The organism is Corynebacterium sp. sy039, from assembly GCF_007904105.1.
Taxonomy (GTDB): Bacteria; Actinomycetota; Actinomycetes; order Mycobacteriales; family Mycobacteriaceae; genus Corynebacterium.
Window position 1 is genome coordinate 1,582,771 of sequence record NZ_CP042325.1, and the last position, 21,223, is coordinate 1,603,993.

Sequence of the window (21,223 nt, forward strand, 5' to 3'; positions counted from 1 at the left end):
CTCTTTCACGTTCCTATTCTGCTCGCACTTCTGGTGACATAAGCAAACCAGTTTGCTCAATCCGCTGCCGAATGTCCTCTACCTCAACAGGAAAACATCTTGCACCACTAATAATCTGAGTGATTCTTTTAACTTTTTCTTTCTCTTTTTTCCTATGCGGTATTTTCCACTGTCCTCTAATAAAAATAGCTGGAAATGCACTCTGATTATCGAGAATAATGCCTGTTCCGGGCAATAATTCATTGCCGCAATATCGAATAGCAGTATTGCTTACTTCTAAAAAAAGAAAACGCTTTTTCCTTGGTGTGGTGTTAAACAGAGATAGAACACTACAGCACAAACCCAAAACTGAAAAAACCCCACATATGGCATAAAAGAACAGACGATTACTGTGCACTATAGACATATCCCAAATAAGTCCAACGAAACCCATTACCATAACAAAACTTACCCCCATGAGTATTGCTGGTCGCAACCACACAGGATGATATATTGCCAAATAATCAGTAGTCTGAGTAACAGTAGCAATGCGCCTAAGAATAAAACCAAACCACTTAGGAAATAGCAGGATGAGTCCCATAACCCCAAAAAACAACGAGAATGGTATTCCCAGTACAAACGCTTTACTGACATGATTCCAAATCCATTGGTAATTGGAAAGATGCCATACGCCCATCGCTATCAATGCTAAATAACCAAACAAATAAAATATCTTTTTTAGAAAAATTTTAAGAGGCACGTCGCGCTCCTTACCTATCAATCTGTTCAGCTACATATTTCCGATGGAAATTGAGGACTTTCCCGCTGTATTTATGCCTCTCTTTCGCGTTCCCATTCCGCTCGAGCTTCTGGTGACATAAGCAAACCAGTTCGTTCAATCCGCTGCCGAATGTCCTCTAACTCAATAGGAAAACACCTTGCGCCAATAATACGCACAGTAATAGCTTCTACCTTTTCTTTCTCTTTTTTCCTATGCGGTATTTTCCACTTTCCTCGTATACGAATAACCGGAAATATACTCGGCTCATCAAGGATAATACCTGTTCCAGGCAGTAATTCAGCACCGTAATATCGAATAGCAGTATTGCTTACTTCCAAAACAAGAAAACGCTTTTTCCGTGGTGTTGTATCAATCAGAATCAGAACCATCTTAAAAAATATACCAACCGAAAGAACTCCACATATTGTATAAAGAAACAGACTATTGCTATGCGCTATAAACATATCCCAAATGATTCCAACAAACTCCAAAACTAAAAACAAAGAAAGCCCCATAAGTCTTACCGGTCTTAACCATATGGGGTGATAAACTGCCAAATAATCAGTAGTCTGAGTAACAGTAGCAATGCACCTAAGAATAAAACCAAACCACTTAGGAAAAAGCATGATAAGCGTCGCACTTCCTACAAGAATCGCAAGCGGTGCTCCCAGAACAACTCCCTTGCTTACGTAATTCCAAAATCTTTGATAGTCATAAAGAATCCATATACCAACCGCTATCAATGCTAAGCAAAAGAGCAAATAAAGTATCTTTTCCAGAAAAATTTTAAGAGGCATATCGCACTCACTCATCAACCTGTTCAACTACACGTTTCCGATGGAAATTGAGGACTTTCCCCGCTATATTTATACTTCTCTTTCGCGTTCCCATTCTGCTCGAGCTTCTGGTGACATAAGCAAACCAGTTCGTTCAATCCGCTGCCGAATTTCATCCGGTTCAACGGGAAAACACATCGCACTACCAATAATCTGAGTGATTCTTTTAACTTTTTCTTTCTCTTTTTTCCTATGCGGTATTTTCCACTGTCCCCAAATAAAAATAACCGGAAAAACACTAGACTTATCAAGGATAAAACCTGTTCCAGGCAATAATTCATTGCAACAATATCGAATAGCAGTATTGCTTACTTCCAAAACAAGAAAACGCTTTTTCCGTGGTGTTGTATTGATCAAAAATAAAACCATCTGGAAGAATACAAAAATCGAAAGAACCTCGCACATAGCATAAAAAAACAAACGATTGCTATGTACGATAAACATGTCCCAAATGATTCCAGCACAAGCTAGTATTAAAGCAAGAAAGAGCCCCATAATTATTGCCGGTCTTAACCATATGGGCTGATAAATTGCCAAATAATCAGTAGTCTGAGTAACAGTAGCAATGCGCCTAAGAATAAAACCAAACCAGTTAGGAAAAAGCATGATAAGCGTCGCACTTCCCAGAAAAATCACAAACGGTGCTCCCAAAACAAACACTTTGCTAGCGTGATTCCAAATCCATTGGTAATTGGAAAGATGCCATACCCCCATCGCTATAAATCCTACGCCAAAGAACAAATAAAGTATCTTTTTCAGAAAAATTTTAAGAGGCATATCGCACTCACTCATCGATCTGTTCAACTACACGTTTCCGATCATTCTGGTCAAACCAATTTTCAGCTACCTTAGCAGCAAAAACCAACCACAATGGATACTACGCCTGCATCATAACTATTTTGTATGCAATACTCCTGCGTTTTCGATTCGCTGTTTAATTTCTTCTGGAGTGACAGGAGCCAAAAGAGCATAGGGCAATATTCGCCTATTTTCTGGTTTCTTTATTTTTCCTTTAGCTGATTCTACAGGTTTCCACTGTCCGCATATGACAATCGAGGAAAACTTGTAGCTATCAAAAACTTCTACAAGAACAGGAACAAGAGTATATTTATTAGTTTCAATTCTACCTGGCGCAATACTAACAACAAGATATCGACGCTTGGCAGGGGTACGGAAAAAACGAACTATTCCCCATATCCATAAGATAGTAAAGAGAATCGGTATAGTGAAGAGAATAATTCTCATCAATACTGATATGTACTCTGCTCTTAGCATACATATCCCAATAAACCATAAAAGAGGAAGAAAAGATAAAGCGATTATGATGAAATAAAAAAAGAAAGAAAAACGATCATATATTTCTAGCTCAGTATCAGTTCTGATGATTGTTATGAACTTTGAGCGAAGAAAATACATCTGATACGGAAAATTTATTACGAGAGAAAGAACCAAAAGACCAGTAAAAAAGAGGAAAAGATATATATCTATAGCTTGGAAGTTCCAGAAGTTAGAGTCAATATTATTATCTGCATAATGTGTCCATAGATAATATGCGATTGCACATATCATAAGTAAATGGAATGCACGCCAATATAATCGGCTTATCCTTTTCGACATAAGAGGAGAGTCCATATCGTGTTGCCCTTTTCCTTTTCCAAAATACTTCACGGGAAATGAACTGAAGTAAAGTTTGGTCAAACTCAGCTATAAAAAGCTAAGGCGATACGTAAGTTTTCGTTGGGGTGGTGAAGCTCAGCGTTTTCTTTGTGTAGATGTTTGTTTCCCGCTATATTTATACTTCTCTTTCGCGTTCCCATTCCGCTCGAGCTGCTGGTGACATAAGCAAACCAGTTCGCTCAATCCGCTGCCGAATGTCCTCCAACTCAACGGGAAAACATATCGTACCACCAATAATCTGAGTAATACTTTTTACTTCTTCTTTCTCTTTTTTCCTATGCGGTATTTTCCACTGTCCCCTAATAAAAATAACTGGAAAAACACTAGGCCTATCAAAAATAATACCTGTTCCAGGCAATAATTCATTGCCGTAATATCGAATAACAGTATTACTTACTTCCAAAACAAGAAAACGCTTTTTCCTCGGCGTGGTATCAATCAGAATCAGAACCATCTTAAAAAATATACCAACCGAAAGAACTCCACATATTGTATAAAGAAACAGACTATTGCTATGCGCTATAAACATATCCCAAATGATTCCAACATAAAGCAGCACGCAGAAAAAAAATAACCCTACAAACCTTACTGGTCGCAGCCACACGGGATGATAAATTGCCAAATAATCAGTAGTCTGCGTAACAGTAGCAATCCGCCTATAGATAAAACCAAACCACTTAGGAAAAAGCATGGTAAGCAGCATAGTTCCCAGAAAAATCACAAACGGTGCTCCCAGCACAAATGCTTTACTTCCATTCCAAACTCTTTGGTAATCAGAAAGGTTCTGCACCCCAAACACTATCAGTGCTAAACAAAAGAACAAATAAAGTATCTTTTTCAGAAAAATTTTAAGAGGCATATCGCACTCACTCATCGATCTGTTCAACTACACGTTTCCGATTATTCTGGTCATACCAATTTTCAACTACTTTAGCAGCCAAAAAACCAATTCCAATGGATAGTACGCCTATTGCCACTACTGGAATGGCAGCACCTCCACTGACACCAACTAATGTTAAAAGTTCTGGAGCCATCTCGGCTACGACCACTGCTGCTCCAGTGCCCACACCATTAATGACTATTGCTTCGCGTGTATCTCTCCCTTCTGACATATCTGCTAGCGTTGATGCCCCTGCACCGATCGCACCAAAAGCCCTCATACTTCCTTCTACAAATCTTTTATCATCAGCTGATGCTCCTTCCTTGGCTATCTCCTCTACTGTGTAGTAAAAACCGTCATAGACAGCAAAAGCGGAATCAAGTTTCGTAGGAATGTAAGAATTCTGATTGATGTATTCTTCACGAGTGAGAAATTCTCCGTGTTTCCCAACTTTCGGTTTGCCATTTTTATCAAAGGTCACATCTTCTGCTTTAGCATACTTACCTTCTGGATTTTTTAATGTCCATTCAATGCGATCTTCTTCATTCTTTGCAATAGGAGCATGATTCTTCTGTCCCGCCAAAAAACTATTGTCTTCTAAACGATATGTCGGCGTAAAATCATCACTCGTTGCCCGCGCCCCATCCTGCCATCTTCCTTGTTCATCTTGGAATACACCATCATTAGGGTCTTGTGTTTCTGTGGCGTTGTACCAAGTGCGGTTATATGGACCGTCTTCAGGCGGTGCTGTGGTCAGTGTCTTGTCTATAGCCTCTGCACGTTTCAGACCCCCCTTACCGTCATCAAAAGAATGCTTATTTGTTTTGTGGTCACAATGACCTTTAACAATGATGCCTTGAGTCGGGTCAGAGAATGTTCCGTCGCCATTATCGAATGGAGTTCGTCACCCACACAGATAAAGGAATATAACCCCTGGAAAACACGCCTTCCATTGTCAATTTTCCCACCTTGCCGCGCCGTCGTAAAGCATTTTTATTCACTCCACCCCCCTTTATTGCACACCATTATTGCCCCAGAAGGAAGGTAAACCTATACTTAGTTGGACGGTTTTTCGCTGTCTTACCGTAAGACATCAAGCGGAAAATCCCTCTGTGGTGTGCGCACCACACATTTTTATGTACCTTTTAGACTTTAAGGAGCAGGATGTTTTCTCTACGCACAACTCGTCGCGCGATTACATCAGCCGTAGCTGCCACTGCCGTAGCATTCTCACTCGTGTCATGCAGCAATTCCAATGACTCTGCGAATAGCGAATCTACCGCCGCAGAAACCACCGCTGCCGCAGAGGCAGAATCAACAGACGAGGGACAATGGCCGCGCACGATCAAGAGCGTAAGCCCAACCAATCCTCAAGAAACCATTGACGTCACCATTGAGAAGAAACCGGAAAACATTGTCTCTACCGCAGTAAGCCTCACCGGTGGCCTGCTTGCCATCGACGCACCGCTAGCGGGTACTGCCGTACAGTCAAAGAACAACGGCATTGCCGATGACAAAGGCTTCTTCACGCAATGGGCAGATGTTGCCGAGGAGAAAAACCTCGCCACAATCTACGAGCGTGAACCAAATGCAGAGGCCATCCTCGCTGCTAATCCTGACCTAGTGATTATGTCAGCAGCTGGTGCAGACTCCGCGGTAAGTGTCTACGACCAGATCTCTGAAGTTGTACCTGTGGTTATCGTCAATTCTGTGACTGGCACCTGGGAAAGCGTACTCGAACAACTCGGTGAAGTGACTGGTCACGAAACTGAAGCCAAAAAGGCTATTGAGTCTTATGAGGATAAGGTACAAGAGGTAGCTGATAGCATCAGCACTCCTGAACAACCAGTTAATATCATCTCTTTTGGTCAAGGCGGCAATACTCTTAACGTATGGACTGCAGAATCCGCCCAAGGTAAGTTGTTAAGCCAACTCGGCTGGGAAATTGCAGTACCTGCTGAAGAATTTGCTAATGGCGACCCTCGCTTTGCTGGTCGTAAAGATGTGAAATCCGTTGCAGCAGAAAACTTTGATCCTGCATTAACCGGTAAGACCATTTTCGTACTCAACCCCGACGGTGGCGATTCACTCGTGGATAAGGTGAAAGAACTTCCACAACTAGCAGGTAATGCTGCAGTTACCGCAGATGCCGTTCACGAACTACCACCTTATTTCTTCCGCGTTGATTATTACTCCGCGATGAAGACTCTTGAGTTCATTCAAGAAAACTTCAAGCAGTAAATAGCAGCAAATATCACTGCACCATTGCCCACGTTCCTATGAGGTTCGTGGGTTTTCTTATGCCTCATTCCATTCCCCTCGTTCCTTTCCTATTCTCTCCGCATCTTCACCGTTTCCGCATTCTTCCTCCTTCATTGTCGAGATTCCCCTCGTCGATTCCCAGTTATCCCCTGATATTCGCTAAGGTAGGAGCCATGGCAGACGCAAAGAAACAAGCTGAAAAAGCAGAAAAGAAACAGCAACGCGCTCAAAAGAAAGCGCAACGACGCCAGAACTGGTCACAAATCTGGCAAGCCTTTAATATCCAGCGCAAACGCGATAAGGCACTAATCCCTATCATGCTTGGCGCTTTCCTTGGCGTTGGCTTGTTATTCTTCCTTATTGGTATGCTCTGGCACGGTCAATGGCTCATGCTGATTATTGGTCTATTACTTGGCGCCACTTTAGCAATGTTCCTGTTTAGTCGTCGTCTGCAAAACTCAGTATATGACCAGGCTGCTGATCAACGCGGTTCCGCTGGCTTTGCACTAGAAAATATGCGCAATAACTTTGCCGTGGTGTGGCGCACTAAAACCGCAGTAGCAGCTACTACCAACATGGATCTGGTACACCGCGTCACTGGCGTATGTGGTTTTGTTCTCGTAGGTGAAGGCGAAGTACACCGCCTCAAGCCGCTGATTAACCAGCAAAAAAAGCGCTTGAATCGCATTGCTCCTGGCGTTCCCGTACATGAGATATATGTTGGCGAAGGAGAAAACCAAGTACCACTTAAAAAACTCCAAAACACTTTGGTGCGCCTGCCTCGTCATTACAAAAAAGATGAGGTGTATCAAATTGCTGCACGCATTGAAGCAATGGACAATGCAAGCGGACAACAAGGCTCGTTGCCTAAAGGACCACTACCTAAAGGTGGAAAAGTTGCTGGTATGAACCGCAGGGCGCGCCGTCATGCGCAGCGCAATGGGCAATAGTGTTAGCGGGCAACAACAATAGGTAAACAATAGGTAAGCAGTAGGCATAAGCAGCAACGGCTACCTATCACAGCAGTAGTTCGATGCAAAAAGGCGTATTCACTTATGTGAGTACGCCTTTTTACTACGCTAACTTACAGCCGTTTAACCTAAAATTACTGCTGTTCCGGTGGCACGGTCGTGCATTCCACGCCCATCAACATCAACCATTGCTGCGGGCAATACGAAAATGGTAAAAATCGTGCGCGCACACGCACGAATAAACCCAACACGTTCATCGACTTTATCCACACGCGCCACCCCCATGCCGAGCACTGCCTGTCCGGGAGTGCGTGCAAAAACAGTAACACTGATGATCCCTAGCGGCACAAATAATAACAGGGTAAGAAAAGCTGTACCACCAAAGGCAGGGGTAAACATACGAATAAACCCTGCAATGATCCAACACATTCCCCAGTCGATTGCCACTCCACCACTACGACGCATTACTGAAGCTAAAGCTCCTGGCCCTTCTTTGGGAAGTCCGAGCAGTTCTCCTGGCCACTGTGGCATAACATCATCTGAATGTTGTGCAGGGATTTGTGGTCCATCCAGCCAACTTCTCTTTTGCTCACTCATATCCACTATCCTAATATGACTGGTGAGATAGGTGGCTTTCCCGGAGCTCTTTTACTGCTTTTTGGCTGTCTTTCCCCTATGCTTTGGGTATATCCTCACGCTGGGTGCACACTACTTGGCAATTTTTTGATAGAGTGATAGAAAATAAGCTAAAGTGCTTAATGTACAAAAAGTCCACCACTAATCGAACGAGGAGTCATAGTGGCTTTCAAGACAGCAGAAGAAATCATCAAGTACATCAAAGATGAAAATATCGAATTCGTTGATGTACGGTTCACTGACGTTCCAGGTATCGAACAGCATTTCACCATTCCGGCCTCAACCTTTGATGAGGACACCATCAATGAAGGTCTTGCGTTCGACGGCTCTTCCGTTCGCGGTTTCACCAGCATTGATGAATCCGACATGAGCCTTATCCCAGACCTCGCTACCGCAACCCTAGATCCTTTCCGCAAGACCAAGACTCTCAATGTCAAGTTCTTCGTATCTGATCCTTTTACTCACGAGCCTTTCTCTCGTGACCCACGCACAGTAGCACTCAAGGCAGAAGAATACCTCTCCTCCACCGGCATTGCAGACACGTGCTTCTTCGGTGCAGAGGCAGAGTTCTACCTCTTCGATTCTGTTCGTTACTCCACCGACATCAACAACAGCTTCTACGAAGTTGATTCCGATGAGGGCTGGTGGAACCGTGGTGAAGCAACCAACTCCGACGGCAGCCCAAACCTTGGCTCCAAGACTCGTATCAAAGGCGGATACTTCCCAGTACCACCTTATGACCAAACCCAAGATGTTCGCGACGCCATGACCCTTAACCTGATCAATGCAGGTTTTGACATTGAACGTTTCCACCACGAGGTAGGTACTGGCGGTCAGCAAGAGATCAACTACAAGTTCAACACCTTGCTCCACGCTGCCGACGATCTCCAGACCTTCAAGTACATCATCAAAAATACTGCTGCGGCTCATGGTAAAGCTGCTACCTTCATGCCAAAGCCACTTGCTGGCGACAATGGTTCTGGTATGCACGCTCACCAGTCTCTCTGGAAAGACGGCAAGCCACTATTCCATGATGAAGCAGGCTATGCTGGTCTTTCTGACATTGCCCGCTACTACATTGGTGGTATTTTGCACCACGCTGGCGCTGTTTTGGCGTTTACCAACCCAACCTTGAACTCCTATCACCGTTTGGTTCCTGGTTTCGAGGCTCCTATTAACTTGGTGTATTCACAGCGTAACCGTTCTGCAGCTGTTCGTATCCCAATTACCGGCTCCAACCCTAAGGCAAAGCGCATCGAGTTCCGCGCTCCAGACCCAAGTGGTAACCCATACTTTGGTTTTGCTGCCATGATGTTGGCTGGTCTTGACGGTATCAAGAACCGTATCGAACCACACGCTCCAGTTGATAAGGATCTCTACGAGCTACCTCCTGAGGAAGCAGCTACGATTCCACAGGCACCAACGTCGCTCGTTGATTCACTCAAGGCTCTGGAAGCAGATCATGAGTTCCTTTCCGACAGTGGAGTATTTACTGAGGATCTCATCGATACTTACATCAAGCTCAAGTACGACAATGAAATCACTCCAGTTCGCTTGCGCCCAACCCCACAAGAGTTCGAGATGTACTTCGACGTATAAAGGTTGCTGTCGCTTATGAGCGCTCGGTAAAGCACAAAACTCCCCCATGCTGATTCCAATCAGGATGACGGGGAGTTTTATGCTTTTTACTTTTCTTTGTTTTCACCCCAACCCACCCGCTACTACCCCAGGACGCTAAAAATTTTATTTTTGTTATAGCGCCCTTATACAGCACTTTTCTTTCTTTTTTATCTCAAAATGTAGGATTTCGTTTCCATAGGGCAGTACATATTAGGCGCCCCTTACTTTACTTAATGCCATTTTATCTATTGGATAATAGATAGTTTTGCAAGATTTTAGTGTGAGGGAAACGATGAATTACCACAGAAAAATCGAAAAACAAGGACTCTATAATCCCGCTTGGGAACACGATGCTTGTGGTGTGGCATTTGTTGCAGATATGCATGGTCGCGCCACGAGAGATCTCGTCGACAAAGCCCTCACTGCATTAGTCAATCTGGAACATCGCGGTGCCGCCGGAGCAGAAAAAAACACTGGCGATGGCGCAGGTATCCTCATGCAGCTCCCCGATGCTTTCTACCAAGAAGTCACTGATTTTGAGCTGCCTGAAGCCGGTGCCTATGCCACTGGTATTGCCTTCCTCCCCCAAGCTCGCATGGCTATGCTAGATGCAAAACGCGAAGTAGAAGCCATCGCCCGAGAAGAAGGTGCACAGGTACTGGGCTGGCGAACAGTGCCAACCGACTCATCAATGATTGGTGAAATGGCTAAAGAAGCTATGCCCCACTTTGAGCAGATCTTCTTGGCTGTACCAGGGAAAACCGGCATAGAACTTGATCGCATCATGTTCTTTATTCGTAAGCGCTGCGAACGCGAGCTCGGCACCAAAAATGGTGAAGATACCGTCTATTTCCCTTCCCTCTCGGCACGCACTGTGGTCTACAAAGGTATGCTCACTACCCCACAGCTGCCACAGTTCTATGTTGATCTTGGAGATCCTCGTATGCGCACCGCTATTGCGCTTGTACACTCTCGGTTCTCTACCAACACATTCCCGTCTTGGCCGCTAGCTCATCCTTATCGATTAGTGGCGCATAATGGCGAAATCAATACTGTGCGTGGCAATGAGAACTGGATGCGCGCGAGGGAATCGCTTATTGAATCAGAAAAACTCGGTCCACTCGACCGCGTATTGCCCATTTGTACTCCTACAGGCTCAGATACCGCGCGTTTCGACGAAGTCCTAGAGCTGCTGCACCTTGGCGGTCGCAGCCTGCCACACGCGATTATGATGACCATTCCGCAAGCATGGGAACACGCCGATAACATCGATCCACAATTGCGCGATTTCTATGAATATCACTCCTGTCTCATGGAGCCTTGGGACGGTCCTGCCGCAGTTGCTTTTACCGACGGCACACTCGTCGGCGCGAGCCTTGATCGCAATGGTTTGCGCCCAGGTCGCATCTGGATCACCGACGATGGACTCGTCGTCATGGCTTCCGAAGCAGGCGTTTTAGATCTCGACCCAGCTCATATCGTCAAAAGAACACGAGTGCAACCAGGTCGAATGTTCCTTGTTGATACCGCAGCAGGCAGAATAATTAGCGATGAAGAAATTAAACAAGAGCTTGCCAGCGCACAACCCTATGGGGAGTGGATTCGAGAGAACTTCGTCAAAATTGATACTCTGCCACAAACGCGCTATAAGTATATGCCGCATAATCGTGTAGTGCTGCGCCAACGAGTCTTTGGTATCACCGAGGAAGATGTCGACCTCATCATTAAACCAATGGCACGCAATGCAGCAGAAGCTATTGGCTCAATGGGCTCCGATACTCCTATCGCTGCCCTATCGGCACGCCCACGTATGCTCTTTGACTTTTTTGCCCAGCGCTTTGCACAGGTAACCAACCCACCACTGGACTCTATCCGAGAAAAACCAGTGACCAGTATGTTTACCCTCCTGGGCGCGCAATCAGATGTTTTACACCCTGTTGCACAAGCAGCGCGACGCATCCACCTGGATCGCCCTATCATTGACAATCATGAATTGGCTACCCTCATCCATGCCAATGACCACGGCGAATGGGAAAGTTTTGGTGCGGCAGTTATTTCTGGCCTCTACCCAGTAGCGCATCACGGTAAAGGAATGCATGAAGCGATTAATCGCGTGCGTCGAGAAGTATCCCAAGCTATTGCAGCAGGTGCCACTATCATTGTGATTTCCGACCGAGAGTCCAATGAGCGTTTTGCCCCGATTCCTACTTTGCTCTTGACCTCAGCAGTGCACCAGCACCTCGTCGCAGAGCGTACCCGTACCCAAGCCTCTTTGGTTATTGAATCCGGTGACGCTCGAGAAGTACACCACTTGGCCATGCTCATCGCCTTTGGCGCCGATGCAATCAACCCCTACATGGCTTTTGAGACTATCGACGAGCTACGCACCAGAGGGCAGCTTGACCAGCTCAGCCTCGACGAAGCCTGCCGCAATTACATTACAGCAGCCACCGCAGGCGTGCTCAAAGTGATGGCGAAAATGGGTATTGCAACAGTCAGCTCTTATCGAGGTTCTCAGCTTGCCGACATTATCGGCTTGCACCAAGACCTACTCGATGAATACTTTGGGGCGGTATCCTCACCAATCTCCGGTATCGGTCTAGAAGATATTGCTGCTGATGTCGAGGCGCGGCATCGTCAAGCATTCTTGCCACGCCCTGAAGAAAATGCACACCGCGAGCTTGATCTTGGTGGTGAATATAAGTGGCGCCGTGAAGGGGAATACCACCTCTTTAACCCAGAGACTATTTTTAAGCTCCAACACGCCACCCGCACAGGGCAATACGCAATTTTTAAGGATTACACACGCAAAGTCGATGACCAATCCAAACGCCTTGCCACCATCCGCGGACTCTTTGAGTTTGCACCTGATCGCGAACCTATTTCTGTGGATGAAGTCGAACCAGTAGCAGATATTCTCAAACGATTCTCTACGGGTGCAATGTCTTATGGCTCCATTTCAGCCGAAGCACACGAAGTGCTCGCCATTGCAATGAACCGCATTGGTGGTATGTCTAACTCAGGTGAAGGTGGCGAGGACGCCCGACGCTTTGACGTTGATGCCAATGGCGACTGGCGTCGCAGTGCGATTAAGCAAGTAGCTTCAGGGCGTTTTGGTGTTACCAGCCATTATCTGTCCAACTGTACTGATATTCAGATCAAGATGGCTCAGGGTGCTAAACCTGGTGAAGGTGGACAGTTGCCACCAAATAAGGTCTATCCTTGGGTTGCGCAAGTACGTATCACCACCCCTGGTGTGGGGCTTATTTCACCACCACCACACCACGATATTTACTCCATTGAGGATCTTGCTCAACTCATCCATGACCTCAAAAACGCTAATCCAGATGCACGTATTCACGTCAAGCTGGTTGCGGAACAAGGAATTGGTGCTGTGGCTGCCGGTGTTTCTAAAGCCCACGCAGATGTGGTTCTCGTCTCTGGTCACGATGGCGGTACTGGTGCCTCCCCATTGACTTCCCTTAAACACGCTGGTGGCCCATGGGAGCTCGGTCTTGCTGAAACACAACAAACCCTCTTGCTCAATGGTTTGCGTGATCGCATTAGAATCCAAGCTGATGGTCAGCTCAAAACTGGGCGCGACGTCGTTATCGCTGCTCTGCTTGGTGCTGAGGAGTTTGGTTTCGCTACCGCCCCACTTGTGGTGGAAGGTTGTGTCATGATGCGTGTCTGCCATTTGGATACCTGCCCGGTGGGTATTGCTACCCAAAACCCAGACCTACGCAAGAAGTTCACGGGTAAGGCAGAACACGTGGTGAATTTCTTTACTTTCATTGCTCAAGAAGTGCGGGAATACTTGGCTGAACTTGGATTCCGCTCTATCGATGAAGCGGTGGGACAATCTCAAGTGCTGCGCATGAATAAAAACACTGCACACGCGCGAGCAAGTAAATTGGATCTTTCCCCTATCTTTGAGCGAGTCGAGTCAGTTCACTTTAGGAATCAAAACTTGCGCTGTACAAAGACTCAGGAGCATGGTTTAGAAGAAGCTCTCGATAATAAAATTATTCGGGCGACTCAGTTGACTATTGATGCGGCTGCGGCAAAGAGTTCTGCTAATGCACCGAGTTGGATGGCTGCGGGTGAAAATCCAACTATTGAATTGGAATACCCTATCTCTAATATCAACCGGTGTGTTGGTACCATGACCGGTTCTCGTATTACGCGTGCTGCTGGTCAGCATGGTTTGCCAAGCGATACGTTGAAGTTGCGTTTCCACGGTTCTGCGGGTAACTCTTTTGGCGCGTTTATTCCTGCCGGTATGACTCTTGATCTAGTCGGTGATGCCAACGACTTTGTGGGCAAAGGATTATCTGGTGGTCGAATTGTGGTACGCCCACCTGCGCAAGCACCAACACAATTGGACAATAATCCTGACATTATTGCTGGCAATGTGGTTGGTTTTGGTGCTACCAGTGGTGAAATGTTTATCAATGGTAGTGTCGGTGAGCGTTTCTGTGTGCGTAACTCTGGTGCTACGGTGGTCGTCGATGGCATTGGCAATCATGGATGTGAGTATATGACTGGTGGTACCGTTGTTATCCTCGGCGAGATCGGTGAGAACTTCGGTGCTGGTATGTCCGGTGGGGTTGCGTATATTGCGCCACATGAGGGACTAACCGCCAAGCTCAATCATGATGTTGCAGATAGTATCGAGGAGCTTGACGACGCAGACCTTGCTACTTTGCGGAGGCTTTTTGACGAGTACGAGCGTCGTACTGGGGCAAGCGTGTCATGGCAACCCGAGCAGATGATTAAAATTCTGCCGCGTCCATATCGCAAAGTTCTTGATGTGATTAAGCAGGCACAAGCAGAAGGCAAAGACGTTAATACAGCAATTATGGAGGCAGTAAAATAATGGCTGATCCACATGGTTTCCAGAAATTTCCTCGCCAAGAACCAGCACATCGCCCTGTGCCTTTGCGCTTAATGGATTGGCGAGAAGTCTATGAAGAAGCTCCTGCTGGGCAAATTCAACAGCAAGCAACTCGCTGCATGGATTGCGGTGTACCGTTTTGCCATGAAGGCTGCCCGTTGGGCAATATCATTCCTGAGTGGAATGACCTGGTTCGCCAAGACCGTTGGCGTGAAGCCTTCGATCGTTTGCACGCAACCAATAACTTCCCAGAGTTTACTGGCAGGCTCTGCCCTGCCCCTTGCGAAGGTGCGTGCGTGCTTGGTATCAGTGATGACGCAGTAACCATTAAAAATGTGGAATTAGCTATTGTCGAGCATGGTTTTTCCCAAGGTTGGGTAACTCCCATCACGCCTTCTTTTGATACTGGTATCCGTATTGCTGTGGTCGGTTCCGGTCCGGCTGGTCTTGCCGCAGCACAACAGTTACGCCGCGCAGGTCATGGCGTCACTGTGTTTGAGCGTGATGATCGCATTGGCGGACTTATGCGCTATGGTGTGCCTGAGTACAAGATGGAAAATAAGTGGATTGACCGTCGTTTAGCGCAAATGAGTGCTGAGGGGATTGAGTTCCGCACAGGTGTTTCACCTACTGCAGCAGATCTTGACCGCTATGATGCTGTTATTTTGGCAACCGGTACCCCAGTGCCTCGTGATCTTCCTGTGGAAGGCCGAGAACTAGGTGGTATTTACCCCGCTATGGACTATCTCAACCTCCAAAACCGCATATGTGAAGGCGATACGCTTTCCTCCACCATTGATGCCCGCGGCAAGAAAGTCGTTATCATTGGCGGTGGTGATACCGGTACAGACTGCTTTGGTACCGCATTGCGCCAAGGGGCTGCGAGTGTCACACAATTTGATATTCGACCACGAGCACCAAAACAGCGTGCTAGTTCTACACCATGGCCAACATATCCGCTTATTTATCGCACTGCAACAGCGCATGAGGAAGGCGAATATATCGTCACGGGTAATGAGTCTGCACAAGAAATCGAAGACCTGGGTCTAGCTACTCGTAAGGTTGGCGATACACTCGGTAATCGCACTTACTCGGTTAATACTGTGTCTTTCCATGGCAAAGACGGCCATGTACGTTCCTTGCGTGCTAATGAGGTTCGCGTCGAAAATGGCAAGCGTGTGCCTATCGAAGGCACCGAGTTTGACCTTGACGCTGATCTTGTCTTGCTTGCCTTGGGCTTTTCTGGGGCAGAGCGCAGTGGTGTCATCCATGAACTTGGGGTTGCGTTCGACGAACGTGGTCGTATGGTTCGCGATGAGCACTACCGAGCCTCAATCAAACCACTCTTCCCTGATTTCAAGCCAAAGGTGTACGTCGCTGGTGACTGTGGTCGTGGACAGTCACTCATCGTGTGGGCGATTGCTGAAGGACGCGCCTGTGCGGCAGCTGTAGATGCCGATCTCATGGGTGAAACCTCCCTCCCCATTGCAGTCACCCCACGCACTGCACCACTGGGGGCATAGGAGAACAGCAATAAACATGAAGGCCACCGTCGAGAGCTTTTCTTACTTTCGACGCTGGCCTTCATGGTTTTATCTGCCTCTGTCTGGCCCTGTCTGGGCGCTAGAGCACCATTGCGGCACACCAGCCAGCAATGATCAACGGAATGTTATAGTGCAAGAATGTTGGGATCACAGAGTCGCGAATGTGATCATGCTGCCCATCTGCGTTAAGTCCCGATGTAGGACCAAGAGTGGAATCTGATGCTGGTGAACCCGCATCTCCCAATGCGCCGGCAGCGCCAATGATTGCCACAGTTGCGGCAGGACTAAAGCCCAGAGAGACACACAACGGTACATAAATTGTGGCGATGATAGGCAGCGTAGAAAAGGAAGAACCAATGCCCATGGTCACAATAAGACCAACCACGAGCATGACAAATGCTGCCGCCGCCTTATTGCCACCAAAAAGGGCGGCAGAAGTGGTCACCAGTGACTCTACCTGTCCTGTTGCTTGCATAACAGCCGCAAATCCCTGCGCAGTAATCATGATGAATCCAATCATGGCCATCATTTTCATGCCTTGGCCAAAAAACATCATCTGCTTCACGCCAATTAACGGCACCGGTGACCATGAAAATCACCAAACCACTCAGCGCGCCAATCAAGAGTGAATCAGCCTCAGAGCCAGAAAGCTGCATCACCACTTGCACCACAAAAGTGACAATAATGGCAATGATTGCCACAGAAATTTTATAGGGAGAAATATCTTCTACCTGCACATTAGTTACTGGCTTATCGACGTAATCGCGCGGGCGTCGATAGCTAAAGAAAACAGCAATGAGCAAACCAAGGAACATACCAAGTGCAGGAATCGCCATGACCTGCATGATGTTGATACCACTGGTGTCCATCCCCGCCTGCTCGATATTGTTGAGCAAAATCTCGTGCAAGAAAATAGAGCCGAAACCAACAGGAATCCACATATAGGTCGTGACCAAACCAAAGGTCAACACACACGCAATAAGGCGACGATCCACACGCATCTTATTCATAACCGACAGCAAAGGCGGAATAATCAGTGGAATAAACGCAATATGCACGGGGATAAGATTTTGGCTCATCATCGACATTGCCAATGCCAGCAACCATAAGCCACTTGGTTACTGCCACCCGCTCGTACACTCACCTGAGGTTCATGCTGGCTATGCTGGTTTTTTGCGTGTGCGGTACCTGTCGCGCTGGTGTTTGCGTGTGCATTGGGCTGACTGGGGCTAATCCGACGCATAATTTTTTGCGCCAACAACACCGGCAACCCAGAATGAGCAACTGCCATAGCAAAAGCACCAAGCAACGCATAACTCAATGCAATTTTTGCCCCACCAGAGAGTCCTTCTTGAAAAGCAACCATCGTTGCTTCTAGTCCGATACCGGAAACAACACCACCAATAATCGCGCCAATAAATAAGGCGAGCACAACATGGATACGGGCTGCAGCAAGAATAAGCATGACCAGCACCGCAATTAAAACAGCATTCATGCTTTTTAATCTACGGTACGGTATTGTTGCTCAGGAAATAACCACACAATTAGTGCATATAATTTTTACTTGCACATAAAATTACTCTTTTAGCGCAAACGATCTCGCTTATGAAATCCCAATCTAGGTCTAAACCCCTCTGGGCGTCGCAACTGCGCTACCGCATCCCCAACAACTAGCCGAAACCTAGGCTGCATAGGCGGCATATGCATCACAGAAAACCAACCCACCTCAGTATTTTCCCCGTCAGCAGCATACGGTACAGCCGTATCATCAAGCACAGTACAACGCACCGCAGTATCCACATAACTGGTCACATCACCATTAGGGTAGGTGATCGGCCCTACTTTACCCACCCCAAGCAAAGCCTCAACCTGCACATCAAGCCCAGTTTCTTCTTTTACCTCACGCACCGCTGCCACATGAGGCTCTTCATCAGGATCAACAATTCCCGTTACCGGTGTCCACTCGCCATTATCCGAGCGTTTAACCAACAACACCTCAGGAACCGCACCAATAGGAGCACCAGCTGGCACATCCTTGAGCACGATAGCAGTCACCCCAGGTAACCACAACTGCTCATGACCAATTTTCTCCCGCAACCGCACAATAAACTCTGGAGTTGGCATAATCTTCTTCCTCAGTACCGAACTGATAATACGATTCTCAACATCTTGCTAGGCATTTTCTTCGATAAGCTGTTTCACCGCAGCCACATCATTAGGCAGAGCAATCACACGATGTTCTACATCCATAATTGCAGCAAAACGCTCCGATACCGGCGGTTGCGTTCCCGTTGCCTCCACGATGATGTCACTAAACTTCACCGGCAACGCCGTCTCCAAGCACACAATCGGACTATCAATTTCCTCACGCCACTGACGAGCCACTTTCACACCGTCGGCAGTATGCGGATCAATAAGCACACCAAGACGCTCATAACAATCACGAATTGTCGCCACGCGATCCGAATGCGTGGACTTGCCCGAACGGAACCCATACTTATCAGCCGCTTGAGCAAAAGCAGGATCTGCACCGAGTGAAAAACCACCTTGTGCTACCTGAGTGCCAAAAAGCTCTGCGACGCGCTGAGCATCGCGCCCCAGCAAATCAAAAATAAAGCGCTCAAAGTTCGACGCGCGGGAAATATCCATCGACGGCGAAGACGTCTCGTAAGTATCAGCACTGCTACGCACTCGATACTCCCCTGTGCGGAAAAACTCATCGAGCACATCGTTTTCGTTAGTGGCGACAATCAGTTTATCTATATTCAGCCCCATCTGCTTAGCGATATGGCCAGCACAAATATCACCAAAGTTTCCAGTGGGAACGCTAAAACTTACTTTTTGATCATTGGACTTGGTAACGTGCAAATACGAAGAGATGTAATACACAATCTGCGCCATAAGACGCGCCCAGTTAATAGAATTAACAGCCCCAATATGATACCGCTGCTTAAATTGCGCATCAGCAGAAACACTTTTGACAACATCTTGACAGTCATCAAAAACTCCGTCGAGAGCGATATTGAAGATATTAGGATCATGAAGCCCAAACATCTGCGCCTGCTGGAAAGGAGTCATACGACCTGCAGGAGTGAGCATAAAAATTTTAATCCCCCGACGCCCACGCATAGCATACTCAGCAGAAGAACCCGTATCGCCAGAGGTCGCACCGAGGATGTTGAGACTCTGACCGCGCCTAGCAAGTTCATACTCAAATAGCTCACCTAAAAGCTGCATAGCCATATCCTTAAACGCCGCTGTTGGGCCTTCGGATACATGGGCAATGTACATTCCTGGTTCCAACTCAGTGACCGGAACAATCTCAGCAGCGCTAAACTTTGGCGTGGTGTAGGCACGCGCTGTCATAGCAGCAAGATCCTGGGCAGGGATATCGTTTTCGTCGATGAAAAGCGCAAGCACTTTTGCCGCTAACGCCGCATAGCCTTGCTCTTGAAGAATCGTGCGGAAAGAGTTGAGGGTGTCGTCGTCAAGCTGTGGATAGCTGCTAGGAAGATAAAGACCGCCATCGGGGGCTAGACCGCGCAGCAGAATATCGCTAAAGGAAGCAGGAGTGCGGGACTGATCACGGGTTGAAATGTAATACACTCTGACCAGCCTAGTGCTTTACTCATAGAACTAGCTATTTTTGCTCGACATTATTTTCATTTTTCTGCTTTTTCTTCTCTTAGCTTCTTCTCTTAGCGTGGTTTAGTAACTAAAATGGCTAAACGAATATCGTTTCGCATAGTGCCCAAGGAGTTTTGTATGAAAGTGCTTATTACGGGGGGGGCGGGGTACATCGGCTCCACCATCGCCGCCTGTTGCGTAGACAATGGCATAACCCCCATCATTCTTGATGACCTGAGCAAAGGACTACGTACCTTCGCCCAACCATATGCTTTCTATGAAGGCGACATTGCCGATACTAAGCTCCTCACAACAATCACCACCGAGCATGATATTGACGCAGTTATTCATTGCGCTGCCAAAATTGTTGTTCCAGAATCTGTCGAACAGCCCCTTGATTACTATCACAACAATGTCGGCAAATCTATTACGCTTATTCGCACTCTTTCTGAACTTGGTATTAAGCGGTTTATTCTTAGCTCTACTGCGTCCATGTATGAAGCAGGTGAGGATCATCTTGTCGACGAGCACTCTGTAGTTGCACCACACAGCCCTTATTCTGCCTCAAAATGGATGCTAGAGAGAATACTGTCTGACTTCGCACACACTGGAAAATTAGATGTTATTTCTTTGCGGTATTTCAATCCCATTGGTGCTGATCCACATATGCGTAGTGGACTGCAAGATCCGCATCCGACGCATGCACTGGGGAAGATGATTGAGGCACATAACGAACGACGTGCCTTTACTGTCACTGGAGTGGATTGGGATACTCGTGATGGTTCAGCTTTGCGCGATTATGTGCACGTGTGGGATTTAGCTCGCGCTCATATTGCTACTCTTGAGCGCTTTGACCAGGTTATCTCTGCCGCTGCACAACCTGGTTATGAGGTTATCAATCTTGGCACCGGCACTGGAACCACAGTGTATGAACTTGCCGCTGCTTTCCAAGAAGCAACAGGTACCGCACTCGAAATTGTCACTGCTGCGCCACGACTAGGCGATGTCATCGGCTGTGCCACGAAGAGCAATAAAGCAGCCGAACTATTGGGGTGGCAGGCTGAACTCAGCATTGCTCAGGGAGTGTTGCATTCTATCGAGTGGGGCAAAAAACTACCGGCAATCCTCGAAAAGGAAAACACACTAATGGCAGATTAATGCCTAGCTCAGCGCCTAACTGCGTCTGGCAGCTTAGTGTTTAGCTGCGTCGATTGAGCAGTTCTTCAATTAAGCCATTGAGCACTACCGACGCAGCGCTATCCCTGGCATCTTTCTTGGGTGCGTCATGATAATTATGGTGCTGTGTACGCGTAGCGTCTGATTGCAGCGGTGATGCAGGGGTAGTGCCGTCCACAATGATTTCTATGTAGTCCTCTGTGATATGCACGGCAGCGTCATCAGACACTCGCATATTTTCCCCAGCTTCGACCAAAGTGCGCAATTGCCCAAAAGTGAGGTCGTTAATTGCTAGAGAGATTTTTACTGCGGAAGGGTTATTAGTGTTCATTCTGTA

Annotated in this window: 16 protein-coding genes and 2 pseudogenes; 6 read left to right on the forward strand and 12 right to left on the reverse strand. The window is 47.0% G+C overall.

Annotated elements, in window-relative coordinates; translation table 11 throughout:
* Positions 1 to 13: 13 nt before the first annotated feature.
* The 6 genes from FQV43_RS07145 to FQV43_RS07170 form a co-directional block, all read right to left on the reverse strand.
* On the reverse strand, positions 14 to 739 hold the full coding sequence (locus tag FQV43_RS07145) for a hypothetical protein (RefSeq protein ID WP_146339710.1): 726 nt from the start codon (positions 737 to 739) through the stop codon (positions 14 to 16).
* Between the two features lie 71 nt (positions 740 to 810).
* Positions 811 to 1,572: a tetraspanin family protein gene (locus FQV43_RS07150; RefSeq protein WP_146339712.1), complete on the reverse strand. Its 762-nt coding sequence runs from the start codon at positions 1,570 to 1,572 to the stop codon at positions 811 to 813.
* 54 nt (positions 1,573 to 1,626) lie between these two features.
* On the reverse strand, positions 1,627 to 2,388 hold the full coding sequence (locus tag FQV43_RS07155) for a hypothetical protein (protein WP_146339714.1): 762 nt from the start codon (positions 2,386 to 2,388) through the stop codon (positions 1,627 to 1,629).
* A gap of 102 nt (positions 2,389 to 2,490) precedes the next feature.
* Positions 2,491 to 3,228, reverse strand: coding sequence for a hypothetical protein (locus tag FQV43_RS07160; protein ID WP_146339716.1), 738 nt, complete (start codon positions 3,226 to 3,228; stop codon positions 2,491 to 2,493).
* A gap of 160 nt (positions 3,229 to 3,388) precedes the next feature.
* The gene (locus FQV43_RS07165; RefSeq protein ID WP_146339718.1) at positions 3,389 to 4,147 is read right to left on the reverse strand and encodes a hypothetical protein; all 759 of its coding nucleotides are present in this window, start codon (positions 4,145 to 4,147) and stop codon (positions 3,389 to 3,391) included.
* Entirely contained in the window at positions 4,140 to 4,736 is a 597-nt protein-coding gene (locus FQV43_RS07170; RefSeq protein ID WP_146339720.1) for a hypothetical protein, read from the reverse strand. Before FQV43_RS07170 ends, FQV43_RS07165 begins: the two co-directional genes overlap by 8 nt.
* A gap of 581 nt (positions 4,737 to 5,317) precedes the next feature.
* On the opposite strand from FQV43_RS07170, the gene fepB reads away from it, so the two are divergent.
* Positions 5,318 to 6,394 (forward strand): Fe2+-enterobactin ABC transporter substrate-binding protein, encoded by a 1,077-nt coding sequence (gene fepB / locus FQV43_RS07175; RefSeq protein ID WP_146339722.1) that lies wholly within the window; start codon positions 5,318 to 5,320, stop codon positions 6,392 to 6,394.
* Positions 6,395 to 6,588: 194 nt separating this feature from the next.
* Complete coding sequence (locus FQV43_RS07180) at positions 6,589 to 7,365, forward strand: DUF4191 domain-containing protein (protein WP_146339724.1); 777 nt, start codon at positions 6,589 to 6,591, stop codon at positions 7,363 to 7,365.
* Positions 7,366 to 7,509: 144 nt separating this feature from the next.
* Here FQV43_RS07180 and FQV43_RS07185 read toward each other — a convergent pair whose 3' ends face one another.
* Positions 7,510 to 7,983, reverse strand: a complete 474-nt coding sequence (locus FQV43_RS07185) for an RDD family protein (protein WP_144273250.1) — start codon at positions 7,981 to 7,983, stop codon at positions 7,510 to 7,512.
* A gap of 201 nt (positions 7,984 to 8,184) precedes the next feature.
* Here FQV43_RS07185 and glnA point away from each other — a divergent pair, with 201 nt between their 5' ends.
* The 3 genes from glnA to FQV43_RS07200 all read left to right on the forward strand — a co-directional run bounded on the left by glnA (position 8,185) and on the right by FQV43_RS07200 (position 16,062).
* Positions 8,185 to 9,621, forward strand: a complete 1,437-nt coding sequence (gene glnA / locus FQV43_RS07190; RefSeq protein WP_144273251.1) for a type I glutamate--ammonia ligase — start codon at positions 8,185 to 8,187, stop codon at positions 9,619 to 9,621.
* A gap of 331 nt (positions 9,622 to 9,952) precedes the next feature.
* The gene (gene gltB, locus FQV43_RS07195; protein WP_146340476.1) at positions 9,953 to 14,521 is read left to right on the forward strand and encodes a glutamate synthase large subunit; all 4,569 of its coding nucleotides are present in this window, start codon (positions 9,953 to 9,955) and stop codon (positions 14,519 to 14,521) included.
* Positions 14,521 to 16,062 carry a glutamate synthase subunit beta gene (locus FQV43_RS07200; RefSeq protein WP_144273252.1) on the forward strand — a complete coding sequence of 514 codons (1,542 nt, stop codon included), beginning with the start codon at positions 14,521 to 14,523 and terminating at the stop codon, positions 16,060 to 16,062. Before gltB ends, FQV43_RS07200 begins: the two co-directional genes overlap by 1 nt.
* Positions 16,063 to 16,162: 100 nt before the next feature.
* Here the strand turns inward: FQV43_RS07200 and FQV43_RS07205 are convergent.
* The 4 genes and pseudogenes from FQV43_RS07205 to thrC all read right to left on the reverse strand — a co-directional run.
* Positions 16,163 to 17,215: pseudogene (locus FQV43_RS07205) on the reverse strand (Na+/H+ antiporter NhaC family protein); the annotation flags it as partial.
* A gap of 162 nt (positions 17,216 to 17,377) precedes the next feature.
* A pseudogene (locus FQV43_RS10285) lies at positions 17,378 to 17,578 on the reverse strand (sodium:proton antiporter); the annotation flags it as partial.
* 89 nt (positions 17,579 to 17,667) lie between these two features.
* Positions 17,668 to 18,207 (reverse strand): NUDIX domain-containing protein, encoded by a 540-nt coding sequence (locus tag FQV43_RS07215; protein WP_144273254.1) that lies wholly within the window; start codon positions 18,205 to 18,207, stop codon positions 17,668 to 17,670.
* A 48-nt stretch (positions 18,208 to 18,255) separates the two neighbouring features.
* Positions 18,256 to 19,689, reverse strand: coding sequence for a threonine synthase (gene thrC, locus FQV43_RS07220; protein WP_144273255.1), 1,434 nt, complete (start codon positions 19,687 to 19,689; stop codon positions 18,256 to 18,258).
* A gap of 159 nt (positions 19,690 to 19,848) precedes the next feature.
* Here thrC and galE point away from each other — a divergent pair, with 159 nt between their 5' ends.
* Entirely contained in the window at positions 19,849 to 20,868 is a 1,020-nt protein-coding gene (gene galE, locus FQV43_RS07225) for a UDP-glucose 4-epimerase GalE (protein ID WP_146339728.1), read from the forward strand.
* A 40-nt stretch (positions 20,869 to 20,908) separates the two neighbouring features.
* Here galE and FQV43_RS07230 read toward each other — a convergent pair whose 3' ends face one another.
* Positions 20,909 to 21,217, reverse strand: a complete 309-nt coding sequence (locus FQV43_RS07230) for a hypothetical protein (protein WP_144273257.1) — start codon at positions 21,215 to 21,217, stop codon at positions 20,909 to 20,911.
* Positions 21,218 to 21,223 lie beyond the last annotated feature (6 nt).